14 protein-coding genes are annotated in these 18,373 nt (G+C 68.3%); 3 read left to right on the top strand and 11 right to left on the bottom strand.

The window, feature by feature from the left end; translation table 11 throughout:
* The first annotated feature begins 3 nt into the window (after positions 1 to 3).
* The 3 genes from QE360_RS09140 to QE360_RS09130 are packed head-to-tail and all read left to right on the top strand — an operon-like array spanning position 4 to position 3,774.
* A complete protein-coding gene (locus QE360_RS09140; RefSeq protein ID WP_309700962.1) occupies positions 4 to 2,244 on the top strand; it encodes a xanthine dehydrogenase family protein molybdopterin-binding subunit in 2,241 nt (746 codons plus the stop codon).
* Positions 2,244 to 3,167 (top strand): XdhC family protein, encoded by a 924-nt coding sequence (locus QE360_RS09135; protein WP_309700961.1) that lies wholly within the window; start codon positions 2,244 to 2,246, stop codon positions 3,165 to 3,167. The genes QE360_RS09140 and QE360_RS09135 overlap by 1 nt, the downstream gene beginning before the upstream one ends.
* Positions 3,154 to 3,774 carry a nucleotidyltransferase family protein gene (locus QE360_RS09130; protein WP_309700959.1) on the top strand — a complete coding sequence of 207 codons (621 nt, stop codon included), beginning with the start codon at positions 3,154 to 3,156 and terminating at the stop codon, positions 3,772 to 3,774. The genes QE360_RS09135 and QE360_RS09130 overlap by 14 nt, the downstream gene beginning before the upstream one ends.
* On the opposite strand, the gene QE360_RS09125 is transcribed toward QE360_RS09130, so the two are convergent.
* The 11 genes from QE360_RS09125 to QE360_RS09075 form a co-directional block, all read right to left on the bottom strand.
* The gene (locus QE360_RS09125; protein ID WP_309700957.1) at positions 3,743 to 4,948 is read right to left on the bottom strand and encodes an ABC transporter permease; all 1,206 of its coding nucleotides are present in this window, start codon (positions 4,946 to 4,948) and stop codon (positions 3,743 to 3,745) included. The genes QE360_RS09130 and QE360_RS09125 overlap by 32 nt on opposite strands.
* On the bottom strand, positions 4,948 to 5,694 hold the full coding sequence (locus QE360_RS09120; protein ID WP_309700954.1) for an ABC transporter ATP-binding protein: 747 nt from the start codon (positions 5,692 to 5,694) through the stop codon (positions 4,948 to 4,950). The genes QE360_RS09125 and QE360_RS09120 overlap by 1 nt, the downstream gene beginning before the upstream one ends.
* The gene (locus QE360_RS09115) at positions 5,684 to 7,066 is read right to left on the bottom strand and encodes an efflux RND transporter periplasmic adaptor subunit (RefSeq protein WP_309700952.1); all 1,383 of its coding nucleotides are present in this window, start codon (positions 7,064 to 7,066) and stop codon (positions 5,684 to 5,686) included. The genes QE360_RS09120 and QE360_RS09115 overlap by 11 nt, the downstream gene beginning before the upstream one ends.
* Positions 7,066 to 8,541, bottom strand: a complete 1,476-nt coding sequence (locus QE360_RS09110) for an efflux transporter outer membrane subunit (protein ID WP_309697346.1) — start codon at positions 8,539 to 8,541, stop codon at positions 7,066 to 7,068. The genes QE360_RS09115 and QE360_RS09110 overlap by 1 nt, the downstream gene beginning before the upstream one ends.
* A gap of 188 nt (positions 8,542 to 8,729) precedes the next feature.
* On the bottom strand, positions 8,730 to 9,314 hold the full coding sequence (locus QE360_RS09105; protein ID WP_309700950.1) for an ABC-type transport auxiliary lipoprotein family protein: 585 nt from the start codon (positions 9,312 to 9,314) through the stop codon (positions 8,730 to 8,732).
* Positions 9,315 to 9,334: 20 nt separating this feature from the next.
* Positions 9,335 to 10,297, bottom strand: a complete 963-nt coding sequence (locus tag QE360_RS09100; protein WP_307100754.1) for an MlaD family protein — start codon at positions 10,295 to 10,297, stop codon at positions 9,335 to 9,337.
* Positions 10,297 to 11,214 (bottom strand): ABC transporter ATP-binding protein, encoded by a 918-nt coding sequence (locus tag QE360_RS09095; RefSeq protein WP_307100756.1) that lies wholly within the window; start codon positions 11,212 to 11,214, stop codon positions 10,297 to 10,299. The genes QE360_RS09100 and QE360_RS09095 overlap by 1 nt, the downstream gene beginning before the upstream one ends.
* The gene (locus QE360_RS09090; protein ID WP_309700948.1) at positions 11,214 to 12,320 is read right to left on the bottom strand and encodes an ABC transporter permease; all 1,107 of its coding nucleotides are present in this window, start codon (positions 12,318 to 12,320) and stop codon (positions 11,214 to 11,216) included. Before QE360_RS09090 ends, QE360_RS09095 begins: the two co-directional genes overlap by 1 nt.
* Positions 12,321 to 12,417: 97 nt before the next feature.
* Complete coding sequence (locus QE360_RS09085) at positions 12,418 to 13,623, bottom strand: DUF445 domain-containing protein (protein WP_309704121.1); 1,206 nt, start codon at positions 13,621 to 13,623, stop codon at positions 12,418 to 12,420.
* A 159-nt stretch (positions 13,624 to 13,782) separates the two neighbouring features.
* The gene (locus QE360_RS09080) at positions 13,783 to 16,986 is read right to left on the bottom strand and encodes an efflux RND transporter permease subunit (protein WP_309700946.1); all 3,204 of its coding nucleotides are present in this window, start codon (positions 16,984 to 16,986) and stop codon (positions 13,783 to 13,785) included.
* 1 nt (position 16,987) lies between these two features.
* The gene (locus QE360_RS09075; RefSeq protein WP_309704120.1) at positions 16,988 to 18,166 is read right to left on the bottom strand and encodes an efflux RND transporter periplasmic adaptor subunit; all 1,179 of its coding nucleotides are present in this window, start codon (positions 18,164 to 18,166) and stop codon (positions 16,988 to 16,990) included.
* Positions 18,167 to 18,373: the final 207 nt, after the last annotated feature.

Here is an 18,373-nt window from a genome sequence, read left to right as displayed (position 1 = left end):
CCCATGTTCGGATTCGGCAAGGACGACACGCATTCGCTGACCATGAATCAGCCGCATCCCGACAGTTTGCTCGACACAGGCGTGCAGGGGGTGATTTCCAAACCGCTGGACCGGGTGGATGGGCCGAAAAAGGTGACGGGCACCGCCACCTACGCCGCCGAATATGCCATCGATAACTGCGCGCACGGCGTGCTGGTCAGCGCCACCAAGGGCCATGCGAAGATCAAGGCGATCGACGCCGATGCGGTGAAGGCGATCCCCGGCGTCATCGACGTCATCACCGATTACAAGACCTTCATCCGCAACTCGCAGCAGGGCGGCGAGACCGAAGCCCCGACGCAAGGCGTGCGCACGGTCGACTATTTCGGCGAGATCATCGCGATCGTCGTTGCCGAGAGCTTCGAGGTCGCGCGCGACGCCGCCAAGCGGCTGAAGGTCGAGTATGAAGAGCTGGTCGACGGCGCGTTCGACTATGAGGCGAACAAGGACAAGGCCGAACCCGCGCCGGACGGGCTGATCAAGGGCCATTACGACCAGGGCGATTTCGACAAGGCGTTCGAGAATTCGGCGGTCAGGCTCGACGTGACCTACACCACCCCCAGCCAGAACTCGGCCGCGATGGAGCCGCATGCCTCGATCGCGGTGTGGGAGGACGGTGCCCTGACGCTGTACGGTGCCTATCAGATGCCGACCTCGGACGCGCAGCAGCTCGCCAAGTCATTGGGCGTATCGCAGTCCAAGGTGCGGATCATCTCGCGCTATATCGGCGGCGGCTTTGGGTCGAAGCTGGGCATCGCGCCCGAAAGCGTCGCCGCCGCCATCGCCGCCAAGCGGCTGGGCCGCCCGGTCAAGGCGGTGATGCTGCGCCAGCAGGTGTTCGACGCCACCGTCCGCCGCTCCAACACCGAACAGCGGATGCGGCTGGGCGCGGAAGCGGGTGGCCGGATCGTCGCACTGGGGCATGAGGCGATCACCTCCAACCTGCCGGACGAGGATTTCTTCGAGCCTGTCGGGATCGGCACCCACTTCCTCTATGCGGGCGAGAATCGGCGGATCAACCATGACGTGGTCCGGCTGAACTGGACGCTGTCGGGATCGATGCGCGCGCCGGGTGAGGCGGTCGGCATGGTCGGCATGGAATGCGCCATGGACGAACTGGCGGAGGCGATCGGCATCGATCCGATCGATCTGCGCAAGATCAACGATCCCGAACAGGACCCCGAGCTCAAGGTCCCCTATTCCTCGCGCAACCTCACCCGCTCGCTGGAAGAGGGCGCGAAGCGTTTCGGCTGGGACCAGCGTAAGGCGGCGGGCCAGCGGCGCGAGGGCGACTGGCTGATCGGCATGGGTGTCGCCGCCGCGTGCCGTTCCAACCAGCTCCAGCAGTCGGCGGCCAAGGTCGAACTCCATGCCGACGGCAGCGCCACCGTGTCCTCCGCAATGACCGATATCGGCACGGGCAGCTATACGATCATGGCGCAGATCGCCGCCGAGATCCTCGGCCTGCCGGTCGAGAAGGTCAGCATGTCGCTGGGTGACACCAACGATCCCCCCGCCGCCGGATCGGGCGGTTCCTGGGGCGCGGCCTCGGCGGGCTCGGCCGTGTATCTCGCTGCCGAGCGGGTGCGCGAGAAGCTGGCCAAGGCGATGGGCGTCAAGCCCGCCGACCTGACGCTGAAGGACGGCATGGCGATCGGCGACAACCGCTCAGTGCCGCTGGCCGAGCTGGTCGGCAAGGACGGCCTGTCGGCGATCGGCGAGATCAAGCCGGGTAGCCAAGAGAAGCAGTTCCAGCAGGCCAGTTATGGCGCGCATTTCGCCGAGGTCGGCGTCAATGTCGTCACGGGCGAGGTGCGCGTGCGGCGGATGCTGGGCGTGTTTGCGGCGGGACGCGTGCTCAATGCCAAGACCGCGCGCTCGCAATGCCTGGGCGGCATGACCTTCGGCATCGGCACCGCGCTGACCGAGGAGCTGATCCACGACCCGCGCACCGGCAAGCTGGTGAACCATGATCTGGCCGAATATCATGTGCCGGTGAATGCCGACGTGCCCCAGCTGGAGGTCCATTTCCTCGACGAGCGGGACATCCATGCCAATCCGATCCATGCCAAGGGGATTGGCGAGCTGGGCATCTCGGGCGCGGCGCCCGCCGTCGTCAACGCCATCTACAACGCCACCGGCATTCGGGTGCGTGAGATGCCGGTGACGCTCGACAAGCTGCTCGACCATCTCCCGGCGCTTTGATGAGCGACAATGATCGGGTTCTGGCCGCCGCGCGCGAATGGCGCGGTGCGCCGATGGCAATCGCGACGGTGGTGTCGACCTGGGGGTCGGCACCGCGTCCGCGCGGCAGCCATATGCTGGTCCATGAAGATGGCCGGTTCGAGGGATCGGTGTCGGGCGGCTGCGTCGAGAACGACATCCTCCACACCGCCGCCGAGGTGATCGGCGGCGCGCCGTTCCAGCTGAAGCGCTACGGGGTGGCGGACGCCTCGGCCTGGGAAGTCGGCCTGCCCTGTGGCGGCGAGATCGCGGTGATGGTCCAGCCGGTGTCGGCGGACGGGTTCGATCCCGAACTGTTCGACCGGATCGCCGAGGCGCGCGAGGCGGGGCGCTCGCTGACCGTGACCACCGACCTTTCCACCGGCCATTCGGACCTGCGCCCCATCGAAACCGGCGAGGTCTTCGCCAATCGCTATGACCCGCCACGCCGCCTGCTGATCGTCGGCGCGGTGCAGATCGCGCAGAGCCTGGCGCAGCTTGCGCAGACGCTGGGCATCGAGACGGTGGTGATCGACCCGCGCGCCCGCTTCCTGACGCCGGAGCGGTTTCCCGGCGTGACGCTGGACGATCGCTGGCCCGACGAAGCGGTGGCGGCCTATACCCCCGGCCCCGCCACCGCCGTGGTGACGTTGAGCCACGACACCAAGATCGACGACCCCGCGCTGGTCGCCGCGCTTGCCCATCCCACCGCCTATGTCGGCGCGCTGGGCAGTCGGCGCAGCCATGCGGCGCGGCGGGAGCGTCTCGCGGCGATGGGCGTTTCCCCCGAGGCGATCGACCGGATCGATGGCCCGGTCGGGCTGGACATCGGGGCGATCGGCCCGTCGGAGATCGCGCTGTCGATCGCGGCGGCGATGATAGGAGCCTTTCATGATCGACGCTGAGGATGTGGTTCTGGTCCTGCTGGCGGCGGGACAATCGAGCCGCTTCGGAATGGAGAACAAGCTGGAGGCCGAATTCCTCGGCAAGCCGGTGGGCTTCCACGTCACCACCGCGCTGGAAAGCATTCCCTTTGCCGACCGGATCGTCGTGACCGACGGGTGCCAGCTTGACTTCGCCTCGCGCGGCTACCGCGTGATCCACAATGACGACATCGCCAAGGGCATGTCCTTCTCGCTGCACCTGGGCGTGCAGGAGGCGATCAAGTCCGGCCCCAAGGCGATCCTGATCGCATTGGCCGATATGCCGCGCGTGACGGCGGCGCATATCTATCGCCTGTTCGACGCCTTTGATGGCCCGGACGCGGTCGTGGTATCGAGCAATGGCGAGCATCCCACCCCGCCCGGCGTCTTCGGCGCGGGCCGGTTCGAGGCGCTGCTCAAGCTGGAGGGCGACGAAGGCGGCCGCAAGCTGGTCGCGGGCGGGCGCCATGTCGTCACCGCCCCGGCCGAGCTGATCGACATCGACACGCCCGAGGATCTGGAACGGCTACGCCAGCTCGTCCACGCGCCCGAGCGGATCACTCGTGCCGTAGAGCATCGATCGGATTGAGCGCCGCCGCCCGCCGCGCCGGGAAATAGCCGAAGACCACCCCGATCACCGCCGAAATCGCAAAGGCGATGATGTTGATCTGGGGGTCGAAGGTCCAGGGCACCTGCATCAACGGCACCAGCGCGGCGATGATCGCCTGCGCCAGGATCAGGCCGATGATTCCGCCCAGACAGGACAGCACCACCGCCTCGACCAGAAACTGCATCAGCACCTCGCGCGCGACCGCGCCGATGGCCAGGCGAATACCGATCTCGCGCGTCCGCTCGGTCACCGACACCAGCATGATGTTCATGATGCCGATACCGCCGACCACCAGGCTGATCGCCGCCACCGCCGCGACGATCCGGGTCAGCATCGTCGTCGTGCTGGTCAGCGTGTCGCTGATCTGCTTGGTGTCGAAGATGTTGAAATCATCTTCCTTGCCGCCCGTGACGTTGCGCCGTTCGCGCAGCAGGTCGGTCAGCGAGGCCTGCACCGCGCTGGCCTGATAGGCCTGATCGATACCGACCAGCATCAGCCGGATGTCGCGGCTGCCGGTGAAGCGGCGCTGCACCGCCTTGATCGGCATGAGCACGACATCGTCCTGGTCGCCGAACCCGCCCTGTCCGCGCGTCGTCAGCACCCCAACCACGTCGCAACTGATCGCCCCGATGCGGAAGCGCTTGCCGACCGCCTCGGTGCTGGGGAACAGGTTCTTGCGCACGGTATTGCCGATGATGCACACCGCCTTGCCCGCCGCCTGCTCGGCCGGTGTCCACAAACGCCCCGAGGCCAGCGGCCAGGGCTGCACCGTGAAATAGGCCAGCGTCGTGCCGGTCACCGTGGTCGACCAGTTCGCCCCTTCATAGATCGCGGTCGCGGTCGTCTGGGCCTGAGGCGCGACCGCCGTCACGCCCGCAATCTGGTCGGCGATCGCCTCGACATCCTCGGGCTTGAAGTCGGGCGGGCGCGGGCCGCCGCCGCCGCGCCCGAAGCCCTGGCCGGGGCGGACTTGCAGGATGTTGGTGCCCAGCGACGATATGGACTGCTGTACCGCCGCCGTGGTCGCCTTGCCCAGCGTCACCATGGTCACGACCGCGCCGACGCCGATGATGATGCCCAGCGTCGTCAGGAACGACCGCAGCATATGCCGCCGGATCGACCGGATCGCGAGGAGAAGCGTGGTGCCGAACATCAGTGCATATCCGCCACGGGCGCATCCGGCTCCGGCATGGTGCCCGGCCGATGCTGTGCCTCGATCCGATCGACCAGCCCGTCCTTGAAGTGGATGACGGTGCGCGCGAACGCCGCCATGTCGGGCTCATGCGTGACCATCAGCACGGTGATGCCGCTGTCCCGGTTGAGCCCGGTCAGCAACTCCATGATCTCCACCGAGCGTTCGGAATCGAGATTGCCGGTCGGCTCGTCCGCCAGCAGCACGTCGGGGCTGGTGACGATGGCGCGCGCGATCGCCACGCGCTGCTGCTGCCCGCCCGACAGTTCGGCGGGGGTATGGTCCCACCATTGGTCGAGCCCGACCTTCTCCAGCGCCGCCATGCCCATCTCGCGCCGCGTCTTCTTGTCCTCGCCGCGATACAGCAGGGGCAGCTCGACATTTTCCAGCGCGGTGGTGCGCGACAACAGGTTGAACCCCTGGAACACGAAGCCCAGATAGCGCCGCCGCAGCATCGCGCGTTGGTCGCGGTCCAGCGTCTCGACATGATGGCCGCGGAACAGGAAATTGCCGCCGCTCGGCACGTCGAGACAGCCCAGAATGTTCATCGTGGTCGACTTGCCCGATCCCGAAGGCCCCATCACCGCGACGAAATCGCCGCCCGCAATGTCCAGATCGACGCCCTTCAGCGCCTGGAACTGGGTCGCGCCGCTGCCATAGGTCTTGGTGACGCCGCGAAGCCGGATCAGGGGCGCATCAGCGGCCACCACCGCCCCCTTGCTGGCCCTGGCGACGCTGTCCCCCCGCCGCCGCCGGCGCGGCCTCGCCCGCCGCCAGCTGCCCGGTGATGACCTGCATCCCCGGCTTCAGCCCGCCCGACAGGACTTCGGTCATCGATCCGTTGGTGTCGCCGGTGACGATCTGCACCGGCTGCGGCTTGCCGTCCGTGCCCCGGACATAGACGGTCTGCGTCGCGCCGCGCTGAACGGTGGCGGTGCGCGCGGCCCGGTCGCGGCGCGGACGGAAGGTCAGCGAGCCCGCAATGCCGCCGCCGCCGCCCTGGCTCGCCCCATCGGACGGCTGGAAGCGCAGCGCGGCATTGGGGATCAGCACGACGTTTCGCTTGTCCGAGGTCACGATATCGGCGGTCGCGGTCATGCCGGGGCGCAGTTGCAGGTCGGGATTGGCGACGGTCAGGTCGGCGGCATAGCTGACCACCTGTCCCGTGGTCGACGTGCTGGCGGTCGAGGACGAGGAGGACGAGGTCGCCGCGCTGACCGTCAGGTTCGACCCCAGATCGACCCGCGTGATCGTCGCGGGGAAGGTGCGCCCCGGAAAGGCGTCGACGGTGAAATTGGCCTTTTGCCCGACCTTCACCTCGCCGACATCGGCCTCGTCGATCGCGACCTCCAGCTTCATCTTGGTCAGGTCTTCGGCGATGACGAACAGGGTCGGCGTGTTGAACGACGCCGCGACCGTCTGGCCGGGATCGACCTGCCGCGCCAGCACCACGCCCGACACGGGCGAGCGGATGATCGCGCGCTGCCGCTGGGTCTGCGACTGGGCCAGCTGTGCGCGTGCGGCGGCGACATTGGCCTCCGCGACCCTCAGCGCCGCGACCGCACGCTGCGCATCGGCGCGCCCGGTCTGGAGTTCGGTACCGGAGGGCACGCGGCCGTTGGACAGCTTGTAGACTTCCTCCAGCCGCCGCAGCTGCGCCTGCGATTCGGCCACGGTCGCGCGCGCCTGCGCCACCTGCGCCTGATTGGCGGACAGCGTCGCCTGCGCCGCGCGAATCTGGTCGTCAATCTGTTCGGGATCGATCAGCGCCAGCGCCTCGCCCGCCTTCACCCGGTCATTCACATCGACCACGACCTTCGTCACCAGACCCGATAGCTGTGAGCCGACCGTCACCTGGTTGGTCGGGGCGAGCTTGCCGGTGGCCGAGACGGTCACGGTCAGGTTGCCGCGCGAGACGGGGGCGGTGGCATAGCCCGCCTGGTCCGACCCGCCGAAACAGCTTTTCAGCAGCACCGCGAGCAGCACGACGCCCAGGATCACGACGCCCCACTGCACCCATTTGCGCCAGCGCGGTTGCGGCTTCACGCCCAGGAAATCGTCGAGAGTCTGATCGGCCATCAGCGGTTGTCCGGGGTTTGCGTCGCGCGCGGCGGCGCTTCGGGGGTGGTGCTGTCGTCCCATCCGCCGCCCAGCGCGGCGAACAGCGCGACCTGCGCGGTGGCGGCGTCCGAGCGCGCCTGGACCAGCCCGTTCTGGGCGCTCAGCAACGACGCCTCCTGCTGCGACAGGGTGGTGAAATCGGTCAGGCCCGTGCGATACTGGCTGCGCGCCAGGATCGCCGAGTTGCGCGCCGCGTCGAGCTGGATCGCGAACAGCCGCTCCCGCTCGCGCGCGGTGTTGAGCGCGACGATGGCGTTCTCGACATCCTCCAGCGCCAGCAGCACGGTGCCCTGATAGGCGGCATAGCTCTGATCGGCGAGCGCCCGCGCGTTGCGGACCTGGCTGCGCAGGCGACCGCCGTTGAAGATCGCCTGGGTCAGCCCGGCGAACAGGCTGCCGGTGATCGCATCGCCCAGCGAGCCGATGCTGGTCGCCGCGGCGTTGATATTGCCGGAGATGGCGAGCGCGGGGTAGAGCGCCGCCTGCGCCACGCCGATCCGCGCCGTGGCGGCGGCCAGGTTGCGCTCGGCCGCGCGGACATCGGGGCGGCGGCGCAATATGTCGGCCGGGATGCCGACGCCGATCACTGCCGGTCCGCTGGGGATCGGCCGCACCGCCTCCAGCCGCGCCTTGAGCGCACCGGGCGCCTGCGCGGTCAGCACGCCTAGGCGCGAGACGGCGGTATTGTATTGCTGCTCCAGCGTCGGGATGGTCGCGGCGGTCTGCGCCCGCTGCCCCCGCGCCTGCTCGGCGTCGAGCGAGGACACCAGTCCCGCCCGCACCCGGAAGCCCGCAATCTCCAGATTGTCGTCCTGCAACGCCAGGCTGGCGCGCGCATTGGCAAGCTGGGCCTGATAGGCCCGCGCGAGCACATAGTTGCGCGCCAGCTCGCTCTCGACGGTCAGCAGCGTCGCGGCATAGGTGAACCCCGCGCCCTCATAGGTCGCGCGCGTCGCCTCCACGGTGCGGCGCAACTCGCCGAACAGGCCGACCTGATAGCTGGCGGACAGGCCGACCGTGAAGCTGTTGCTGCCGCCCCCGCCGGTATCGACCACCGTGCCATCGGGCAGGGTGAAGCTGCGCCCGCCGCCGCGCAGATTCTCGTTGCGCTGATAGCCGGTCGAGCCGGACAGGGTGGGAAGCAGCGAGGACCGGCTCTGTACCAGGCTTTCGCGCGCCTGCCGCAGCCGGGCGACGGCCTGGACCACATCGGTATTGGCGACCACCGCGCGTTCGACCAGCTCGGCCAGCAGCGGATCGTCGAACGATCGCCACCAGCGGCCCATATCCTGTGCCTGCGCCGTGGCGGCGGGAACCGACCAGCTGGCGGGCACCCCCAGCGCCTGGGGAGCGGCGGGATGATAATCGGGACCGACCGTACAGGCGGACAGGGCCGCCGAGGCCAGAAGAAGGACGCGGGCGCGAGGCTTCATGCCCGCGAACCTGCCCCGCCGATACGGCCCCGTCCAGTGCGATTATGTCGCAAAATGTTACAGCGCCGACAAATTGCCGTCACCCTCCCCCGAAGGAGAGGGGTGGGTCCACCCCAAGTCCATGGGCTCTTGCCTACAGGGCCGGAGGGCTGCGGTTGTCCTGCAATATCCTCCCTTGCCGGGGAGGATTACCGTCCCACCCAGTCGGCGACCTGCTGCGCCACCTGGTTGGCGGCCTGGTTCAGCGCGGGGCCGACGCTGGTGCTGTCGATCTTGCCGACCGGAACGCGCGCCTCGAACCGGCGCTTTTCGACCGTGGTCTGGCCGTCGCGGACCAGCGCGGCGTCATAGACCACCACGGCATCGCGCCGGGTCGCGTCCAGGCCGAACTGGCGCAATTCCCCGCCCAGCCGATCGCCGGGATCGGCCACCGACTCACGCGCCGACAGCACCACGCGGCCCATCCGCGCGGTCAGCGTATCGGCCATCAGCCGCGCGAACAGCCGCGCGGGCGGCTCGGCCCATTGCGCATCCTTCACATAGGCGATGCTGGTCGCATTCTCCTGCACCGGCACCCGCGGGGTCGCGAGTTCCTGCGGCGCGGCCGGCACCTGGATGGTGATCGACTTGCCGCGCCCCGAATCCTGCGTCTGTCCCACGGTCGGCTGCGACTGCGCCTGCAGGGTCAGCAGCGAGGGCGGCGGCTTGGCGCCGAAGCTGATGCAGCCCGCCAGGGGAAGCGATGCCATCAGAACGATCAGCGGAGTCTTCATGACGGTCCTCATCGGCTTCCTCACTTGCCCTTATAGTCCGGCAGCTGGGGCTGCCCGATCAGCGACCCTGCGCCCTGCTGGTCGACCTTTTCGGCGACCGCCGACAGCGACTGGGTCATCACGCGCAGGTCGCGCACCAGACGATCGACCTCGGGCACGGTCTGCTTCGAGAAGGTCTGCAGGCCCGGCCGCGCATCGCCGATCGCCGAATTCAGCGTATCGGCGCTCTTCTGGGCCGACGCGATCGCCTTGTTCAGATTGACCATGGTCGGCTTGACGTCCTCGGCGAGCAGGCCGTTGGTCGTCGCCGCCAGCTGACCGATCGACTGCGCCGCATCGCCCGCCTGCTGGATCGCCACGCGGGTCTGCGCCAGCGTCGCCGCGATCTCCGGCCCGCGATCGGCCAATGCATCGGTCAGGCGGTTGGTATTGTCGAGGATGCCCGCGATCGACGCCTGGTTCCGATCCGACAAGAGGCCGGTCAGCCGCTCGGTCAGCGTCGACAGCCGCTCCAGCAGCTGCGGCGCGGAGTTCAGGATCGCGCCGATGCCGCCCTGCTTGGTCGGGATGACCGGCACGTCATAGGGGCAGACGGTCCGGTTTTCGGGCGTCGGGCAGGTGATCGGCGGTGCGCCCTTGCGCGCGCCATCGAGCGAGATGGTGCTGGTGCCGGTGAAGCTGGCCGAGATCGACGCGGTCGTCCCCTGCAGGATCGGCGTCTGGTCGTTGACCGCGACCCGCACCCGCACGAATTGCGGATCGGGCCGCCACAGCGCGATTTCCTTCACCTGGCCCGAGGGCACGCCCGAATAGGTGACCGCCGAGCCCTTGGCCAGGCCGTCCACCGACTGGCGGAAGAAGATGTCATATTCCTTCTCCGACGTGCCGCCCAGCCGGGCGATCCAGACGGTGAAGATCGCCAGCACTGCGAGCAGGATCAGCACGACAGAGCCGACAAGGACGTGGTTCGAACGGGTTTCCATCAGCGTGTCCCTGCTTCGCCTCTCGCATGGGCATCGGCCCCACTGCCCTGGCTATGCTGGCCGGTGGCGTGGGCTTCGACTTCGGTGGGGTGGCGTGCGGCGTCCGCATCCGCCGAACGGGGCGTCATGTCGGCGATCTCGTCCTTGGCGGCGATGGCGGCGCGGCCGCGCGGCCCCTTGAAATATTCCTCGATCCACGGATGGTCGAGCGCGATCAGTTCGTCGATCGTGCCGACCGCGATGACCTTCTTGTCCGCCAGCACCGCCACGCGGTCGCAAATGGCATAGAGGGTGTCGAGGTCATGGGTGATGAGAAAGACGGTCAGCCCCAGCGTCTTCTGGAGCGACTTGATCAACTGGTCGAACGCCGCCGCGCCGATCGGGTCGAGGCCCGCCGTCGGCTCGTCGAGGAACAGCAGCTCGGGGTCGAGCGCCAGCGCGCGCGCCAGCCCGGCCCGCTTCTTCATGCCGCCCGACAGCTCGGCGGGATATTTAGGCCCCGCATCGGCGGGCAGGCCGGTCATCACCACCTTGTAGGAGGCGATCTCGTCCATCAGCGCCTGGGGCAGCTCGCGATAGAATTCGCGCAACGGCACCGCGACATTCTCCGCCACGGTCAGCGTCGAGAACAGCGCCCCCCCCTGGAACAGCACGCCCCAGCGCTTGCGGACCTCGGTCGCCTCGGTCGCCTCGCGTCCGATGGTGGGTTCGCCGAACACGGTGATCTCGCCGGTATCGGGGGTCTGGAGCCCGATGATCGAGCGCATCAGCACCGACTTGCCGGTGCCCGACCCGCCAACCACGCCCAGAATCTCGCCCTTGCGGACGTCCAGGTCCAGGCCGTCATGGATGACCTGCTCGCCGAAGCTGTTGCGCAGGCCCCGGACCTGGATCAGATGCTCGTCCCGTTCGGCCATCAGTCCCATCCGATCCAGGTGAAGAAGACCGCGAAGAACGCGTCGAGCACGATCACCAGGAAGATCGCCTGCACCACCGCCGCGGTGGTGCGCAGGCCGACCTGCTCGGCATCCGACTTGACCTGCATCCCCTGGAAACAGCCCGCGATCGCGATGATCGCCCCGAAGACGGGGGCCTTGATCAGCCCGACATACAGGTCGGTGATCGGCACCACTTCGCGGATGCGCGCGATGAAGGTGACGGGCGGGATGCCCAGCGACACCGCCGCCAGGAAACAGCCGCCGATCATCGCGATCAGCGAGGCATAGAAACCGAGCAGCGGCATCAGGGTGATCGCCGCCAGGGCGCGCGGCACGACCAGCGATTCCATCGGCGACACGCCGATGACCCGCATCGCATCGATCTCCTCGGTCAGCTTCATCGTGCCGATCTGCGCGGCGAAGGCCGAGCCCGACCTTCCTGCGACCATGATCGCGGTCATCAGCACGCCCAGCTCGCGCAAGGTGAGGCGGCCGACCAGGTTGATCGTGAAGACCTCCGCGCCGAACTGGCGAAGCTGCACCGCCCCCTGCTGCGCGATGACGATGCCGATCAGGAAGCTCATCAGGCCGATAATCGCCAGCGCCGAGACGCCGACCGTCTCGAACTCGTGCACCACCGCGTTGAAGCGGAAGCGGCGCGGATGGCGGATCACCGCCAGCCCCGCGATCACCGTCGCGCCCATGAAGCCGAGCAGGCCGTACAGCGTCTGGAACGCCGCCACCACCGCATCGCCGACCTCGCCCGCGACGCGCGCAAAGGGGCTGATCGGCTTGGGCCGCATCGCCACCGGCTGGTCCGCCTCGACCACCTTGTCGATCAGGTGGCGCTGGTCGTCGCTCAGCCCCTCGATCCGGGCGTCGTTGCGCGCGGCGAAGCGGTGGACCAGCCACGCGCCCACCGTGTCGATCCGGTCCACCCGTGACAGGTCGAGGCGGCGGACCGAGGCGTCCTCGCGATCCAGCCGTTCGGGCAGGTCGCCCAGCATCGCCAGCGACAGGCTGCCGGTGAAGCGCAGGGCCCCTCCGTCGGCCGGGTCGTGCTGATAATCGGCCTTGGCGTCCATCACCTGCCTCTTTGCGGGAAAGCGGGGGCATCGACAAGGCGCTTCCGCCTCGCGACGAATCGATCCCGCGCCTTAATTATACGGATAGGTGACGTTTTCAAAGCAGCCTGTCCACGACATGAAGGACCAGGCCGACGCTGCCGCCGACCAGCGTGCCGTTGATCCGGATATATTGCAGGTCGCGGCCGACCGCATTTTCCAGCCGGGTGGTGATCGTGTCGGCATCCCATCCGCGCACCGTCTCCGACACCAGCCGGACGATCCCGTCGCCGTAATCGGCCGCCACGCCCACCGCCGCGCGCCGGACGAAGCGGTTGATCGTCGCCGCCAGCCGGGGATCGGCCTGCAAGGTCTGCCCCAATTGCCGCAGCGCATCGCCCAGCCGCCCCGCCGTCACCGCCTCCGGATCGCGCGCCAGCCGCAGCAACGCCTCGCGCGCCTGTTCCCACAGCCCGTCCAGCCAGCGCTGCATCGCCGGATTGGCGATCAGCTCGGCTTTCATCGCCTCGACCCGCGCGCGTGTGTCGGGGTCATATTGCAGGTCCCAGGCGAGGCGGTCGAGCCCCTCCTCGATCTTCTGGCGCAGCGGATGCTCGCGATCCTCGGCGACGTCGTTCAGCAGCTTGTACAGCCCGTCGATCAGCTTGTCGGCCAGCGTCTCGTCCAGCCCTGTCCAGCGCAGGATCGCCCCCGCCCGCTCATGCACCATCGCGCGCAGGATCGGCTCGTTCGCCTCCAGCGCGCCCGCCGCCCAGCGCAGGCCCGAGTCCATCAGCGGCAAATGCCGCCCCTCGGCGATCGTCGCCTTCAGCAACTGGCCCAGGATCGGCGCCACCTCGGTCGCGCGCAGCCGCGATCCGATCCCCGCCTTGACCATGCCGCCCAGCCGCTGCGGATCGAAGGCGGTCAGCATTTCGGCGAACAGGCGCGAGGCCCCACGCCGGATCCGCCCGCTTTCCTGCGGCGGCTGCGCCAGCCAGCGCCCCGCCGCGCCCGCCACGTCGACGCGGCTCATCCGGCGCGCGACGACGCGGGGGATCAGGAAATTGGCGCGCAGGAAATTGGCGAGCGTGTCGCCGATCCGATCCTTGTTGCGCGGTACGATCGCGGTATGCGGGATGGGCAGGCCGAGCGGGTGGCGGAACAGTGCCGTCACCGCGAACCAGTCGGCCAGCCCGCCGACCATCGCCGCCTCGGCAAAGGCGCGAACGAAGCCCCAGGCGGGATGCAGCGGCTGAAAGGTGCGCGCGATCAGGAACAGCGCCGCCATCGACAGCAACAATCCGGTCGCCACCACCCGCATCTTTCGCAGGGCGGGCGGAACGGGCTGGCTACCCCCCGGTCGCGCGTTCAGGTCCATCGATCATGACAATTCGTGAACGGCGGCTTTGTTCAAGCGGAATCTTTCCCAAGCGTAACGAAACCACCCATTGCTCCCCTGCAAGGGGAGCAATTCACCGCGTCACTCCGCCGGATCATAGCCCAGCTTGCCCGTCGCAGGGGGCAGCGCGGGGCCGCCCGCAGGCCCCTCGATCACCGGCCCGCCTCGCTCGTCGCCCGGGGTGTAGGTCAGCAGCCGCCGACCGAGGCGCGGCCCGATCCAGCGCTCCGCCCCCACCGCCAGGCTGAACGCCGCGGGCACGATCAACAGGGTCAGGATGGTCGACAGGGCCAGCCCGCCGATCACCGTCACGCCCATCGGGCTGCGCCACGATCCGTCGCCGCCCAGCGACAGCGCGGTCGGGACCATGCCCGCGACCATCGCCACCGTGGTCATCACGATCGGCTGGGCGCGCTTGTGGCCCGCATCCAGCACCGCCTCGCGGATCGGCACGCCCTTGGCGATCTCCTCCAGCGCGAAGTCGATCAGCAGGATCGAGTTCTTCGCGACGATGCCGAGCAGCATCAACAGGCCGATATAGACCGGCAGCGAGAGCGGATTGCCGGTGAAGTACAGCGCCAGCAACCCGCCCAGTGGCGCCAGCAGCAACGAGGCCATGTTGACGAAGGGCGGCAGGAAGCGGCGATAGAGCAGCACCAGCACCGCAAAGACCATGAACACCGCCGAGATGATGGCCGTGAAGAAATTGGTCATCATCTCGTTCTGCATCTTGGCCTGGCCCAGCACCATCTCGCTGACCCCCATGGGCAGGGTCTTCATGATGGGCAGGTCGTGGACCTTCTTCATCGCGTCGCCGCTGATGACGCCCTTGGCCAGGTCGGCGCCGACCGTGATCTGCCGTCGCTGGTTCACGCGGTCGATCTGGGTCGGCCCCGCGCCCAGGCCGATGTCCGCCACGACGCTCAAAGGCACCGAGCCGCCGGTCTGGGTCTGGACCGGCAGGTTCTGGATGGTCGACAGGCGGGCGCGGGCATTCTGGTCCAGCGCGACGCGGATCGGCACCTGACGATCGGACAGCGAGAAGCGGGCCGAATTCTGGTCGATATCGCCCAGCGTCGCGATGCGGATCGCGCTCGACAGCGCCTGGGTCGTCACGCCCAGATTGGCCGCGAGGTCGAGGCGCGGGCGGATGACGATTTCGGGCCGGTCGAGATTGCCGACGATGCGCGGCGCGACCAGGCCGGGGACGGTCCCCATCTGCTCGACGATCTTGTTGGCGGTATCGCGCAGCACCGCCGGATCGTCGCCGCCCAGCGTGATGGTCAGGTCGCGGCCGCTCGATCCCCAGCCGAACTGCGACTGGAAGGACACCCGCGCATCGGGGATCGCCGCCAGCTCGGGCGCCAGCGACCGCTCGAAGTCGGTGCTCTTCATCGAGCGATCCTCCTTCAGTGTCGCGACCACGCGGCCATTGCCGACGCTGGTGCGCGAATAGACCGATTCGACATCGGGCTGCTTCTTCAGGAACGCGGCGACGCGGCGGACGACCTGGTCGGTCTGGGCCAGCGTCGTGCCCGGCACCATCTCGACCTTGGCGACCGCCTGGTCATTGTCCTGCGGCGGCTGGAAGGTCTTGGGGATGACCGCGAACATCACGACGGTCAGCGCGAAGGCGGCAAAGCCGATGCCGATCACCCACAGGCGATGGTCGCGGAACCGCCCGAAGAAACGCCGCACCACCCCGCGCCGCACGCCGTCGGTCGGCCGGTCATAGCGCAGCGACCAGCGCAGCGTCGCCATATAGGCGTCCATCAGCCGCCCCTCGCCATGGCTGGCATGGCCCGCCGACTTCAGGAAATAGGCCGCGATCATCGGGGTGATCATGCGCGCCACCGCCAAGCTCATAAGGACCGAGACGACGACGGTCAGGCCGAAATTCTTGAAATACTGGCCCGGTACGCCCGGCATGATCGACACCGGCAGGAACACCGCGACGATCGCCATGGTGGTGCCCAGCACGGCCAGGCCGATCTCGTCCGCCGCGTCGATCGACGCCTGATAGGCGGATTTGCCCATGCGCATGTGGCGCACGATATTCTCGATCTCCACGATCGCATCGTCGACCAGCACGCCCGCCACCAGGCTGAGCGCCAGCAGCGTCATCTGGTTCAGCGTGAAGTCCAGCAGGTCCATGACCCAGAAGGTCGGGATCGCCGACAGCGGGATCGCCAGCGCCGAGATCACCGTCGCGCGCCAGTCGCGCAGGAACAGGAACACGACGATCACCGCCAGCACCGCGCCCTCGATCATCGCATGGATGGCGCTTTCATATTGCTGCTCGGTATATTTCACGCTGTTCGAGCGGAGGACGAACTTCACCTCCGGATTGCGCTTTTCCAGCGCCTTCAGCTTCTCGACCGCGCCATTATAGACGCTGACGTCCGAGGCGCCCTTGGCGCGTTGGAAGTCGAAGCTGATGACCTGCCGCCCGTCGACCGCCGCCTGCGAGCGCCGCTCGGCATAAAGGTCGCGCACCGTCGCGATGTCGGCCAGCCGCACGGTGCGGCCGCCGCGCACATTGATCTGGCTCTGGCCCAGGTCATAGGCGTTGCGCGCATTGCCCAGCACGCGGACCGCTTGCTCGGTCCCGGCGATCTCGGCGCGACCACCGGCGGCGTTCAGGTTGGTCATGCGCAGCTGTGCGTTGACCTCGCTGGCGGTCAGCCCCTGCGCCTGGAGCTTGAGCGGGTCGAGGATCACGCGGATCTCGCGCGTCACGCCGCCGTTGCGGATGACCTTGGACAGGCCCGGAACCGACAGCAGCTCCTTGGTGACATTGTTGTCGATATACCAGCTGAGCTGTTCGGGCGTCATGTTGGACGCGACCGCCGAATAGCTAGCCAGGTCGTTATCGGTCGAATCGACGCGGATCACCTGCGGCTCGAGGATGCCGTCGGGCAGCATCGAGCGGATCTGGGTGATCGCGTCGCGCGCATCGCTGACCGCGCGGTCGATCGGCGTGCCGATATCGAGCTGGACCAGGGTCTGCGACTGGCCCTCGGTCACGGTCGAGGTGATCTGGTCGACGCCCTGGAGGTTCCGCAACGCCGCCTCGACCCGCTGGGTGACCTGGGTCTCCAGCTCGGTCGGCGCCGCACCCGGCTGGCTGACGACAACCACGACGATCGGGAAATCGATGTCGGGGTCATTGTTCACGTCCATCCGCATGAAGCTGACGATCCCCGCCAGCGTCAGTGCGACGAACAGGACGATCGGCGGAACGGGGTTCCGGATCGCCCAGGCGGAGATGTTGCGGAAACTCATGTCACTTGGCCTCCGGGCCGCCGAGGATCGGATGGACGAGCTGGCCCGCCGCCAGGAAGCCGCCCGCCGAGCGGACCACCCGCTCATTGCCGGTCAGGCCCGAGGCGATGGTGACGCCGTCGTCGGACACCTGCCCGATCTTGATGTCGCGCCGGGCGACCTTGTTGTCCGACCCCACGATATACACGAAGCTGCCCTTGTCGTCGCTCTGGATCGCCGAGTCCGGCAGGACGGGGGCATGGCCCGCGCCGCCGCGGATCGTCGCCGCCGCAAAGCCGCCGGGACGCAGCGCGGGGTCATAGGCCAGCGCGATGCGCGCCACGCCCTGCCGCGTCTGCGGATCGATGACCGGCGACACCTGCCACACCTCGCCCTTGAAGGTCTTGTCGCCGCCGACCGGGGTGACGGTGGCGGGCGCCCCGACGGCCAGGCCGACCAGATCGGCCTCCGCCAGCTGCGCGCGCAGCTCCATCTGCCCGCCCATCGCCATGCGGAAGAGGACGCCCGAGCCCGAACTGACGATCTGGCCCGGCTCGGCGGCGCGGGTCAGGATCAGCCCTTCGGCGGGCGCACGGATGTCGAGGCGGCCGTTGCGCGCCTGCGCCTCGCGGAAGGTCGCCTGCGCGGCGCGGACGCGCGCGGCGGCGGCGTCGCGGGTGGCGGCGCGGCGCTGGAGATCGGCTTTGGAGATGAAGCCGCGATCGACCAGCTGCTGCGCACGGTCCAGCTCGGCCTGCGCGATCTGCTGATCCGACTGGGCGACCGCGACCTGCGCGTTCAGCGCCGAGGCGGTCTGGGTCTGGACCGAGCGATCGACGGTCGCCAGCACCTGGCCCGCGCGGACCCACTGGCCCGGTTCGACCAGGACGCGGGTGATCATGCCCCCCTCGCCCGCGACACCGACCGGCATCTCACGACGCGCGGCCAGCGTGCCGGTGGCCGAGACCACCCGGCTGACCGCCTGCTGCCCCGGCACGACGACGGTGATGTTGGGCACCTGCGTGCCCGCACCGGCGGCGGAGGCCGCCTCATGCTTCTTGCCGCCGAGCATGTACCAGCCGCCCAGCGCCAGCACGATCACCACCAGGGCGATGGCGATCCAGCGCCCACGCCGCGCGGGCGCCGGTCCCTCCAGCCCCAGATGCCGGCCGCCACCGATCGCCCCCGTCTCGTAATTCATGTTCGTCACCGATCCCCGATCCGCATCCTTCGTGCGCATTTCACCCTTGGGATGCGCCATGACCCGCTGTGTTATAGAAATATAGCACCATGCTCAAGCGTCTTTGCGCGATACTGGATCAAGATGGCTCAAGAATGATTCCGGCGCGTTCATCGCACGTTTTGCCGAGCTTCGCCAAAGCTTTGCCAGCTTCAAACTGCATCAACG

The sequence above is a fragment of the Sphingomonas sp. SORGH_AS_0789 genome (assembly GCF_031453055.1).
Taxonomy (GTDB): domain Bacteria; phylum Pseudomonadota; class Alphaproteobacteria; order Sphingomonadales; family Sphingomonadaceae; genus Sphingomonas.
This window is presented reverse-complemented; position numbering and strand designations above follow the sequence as displayed.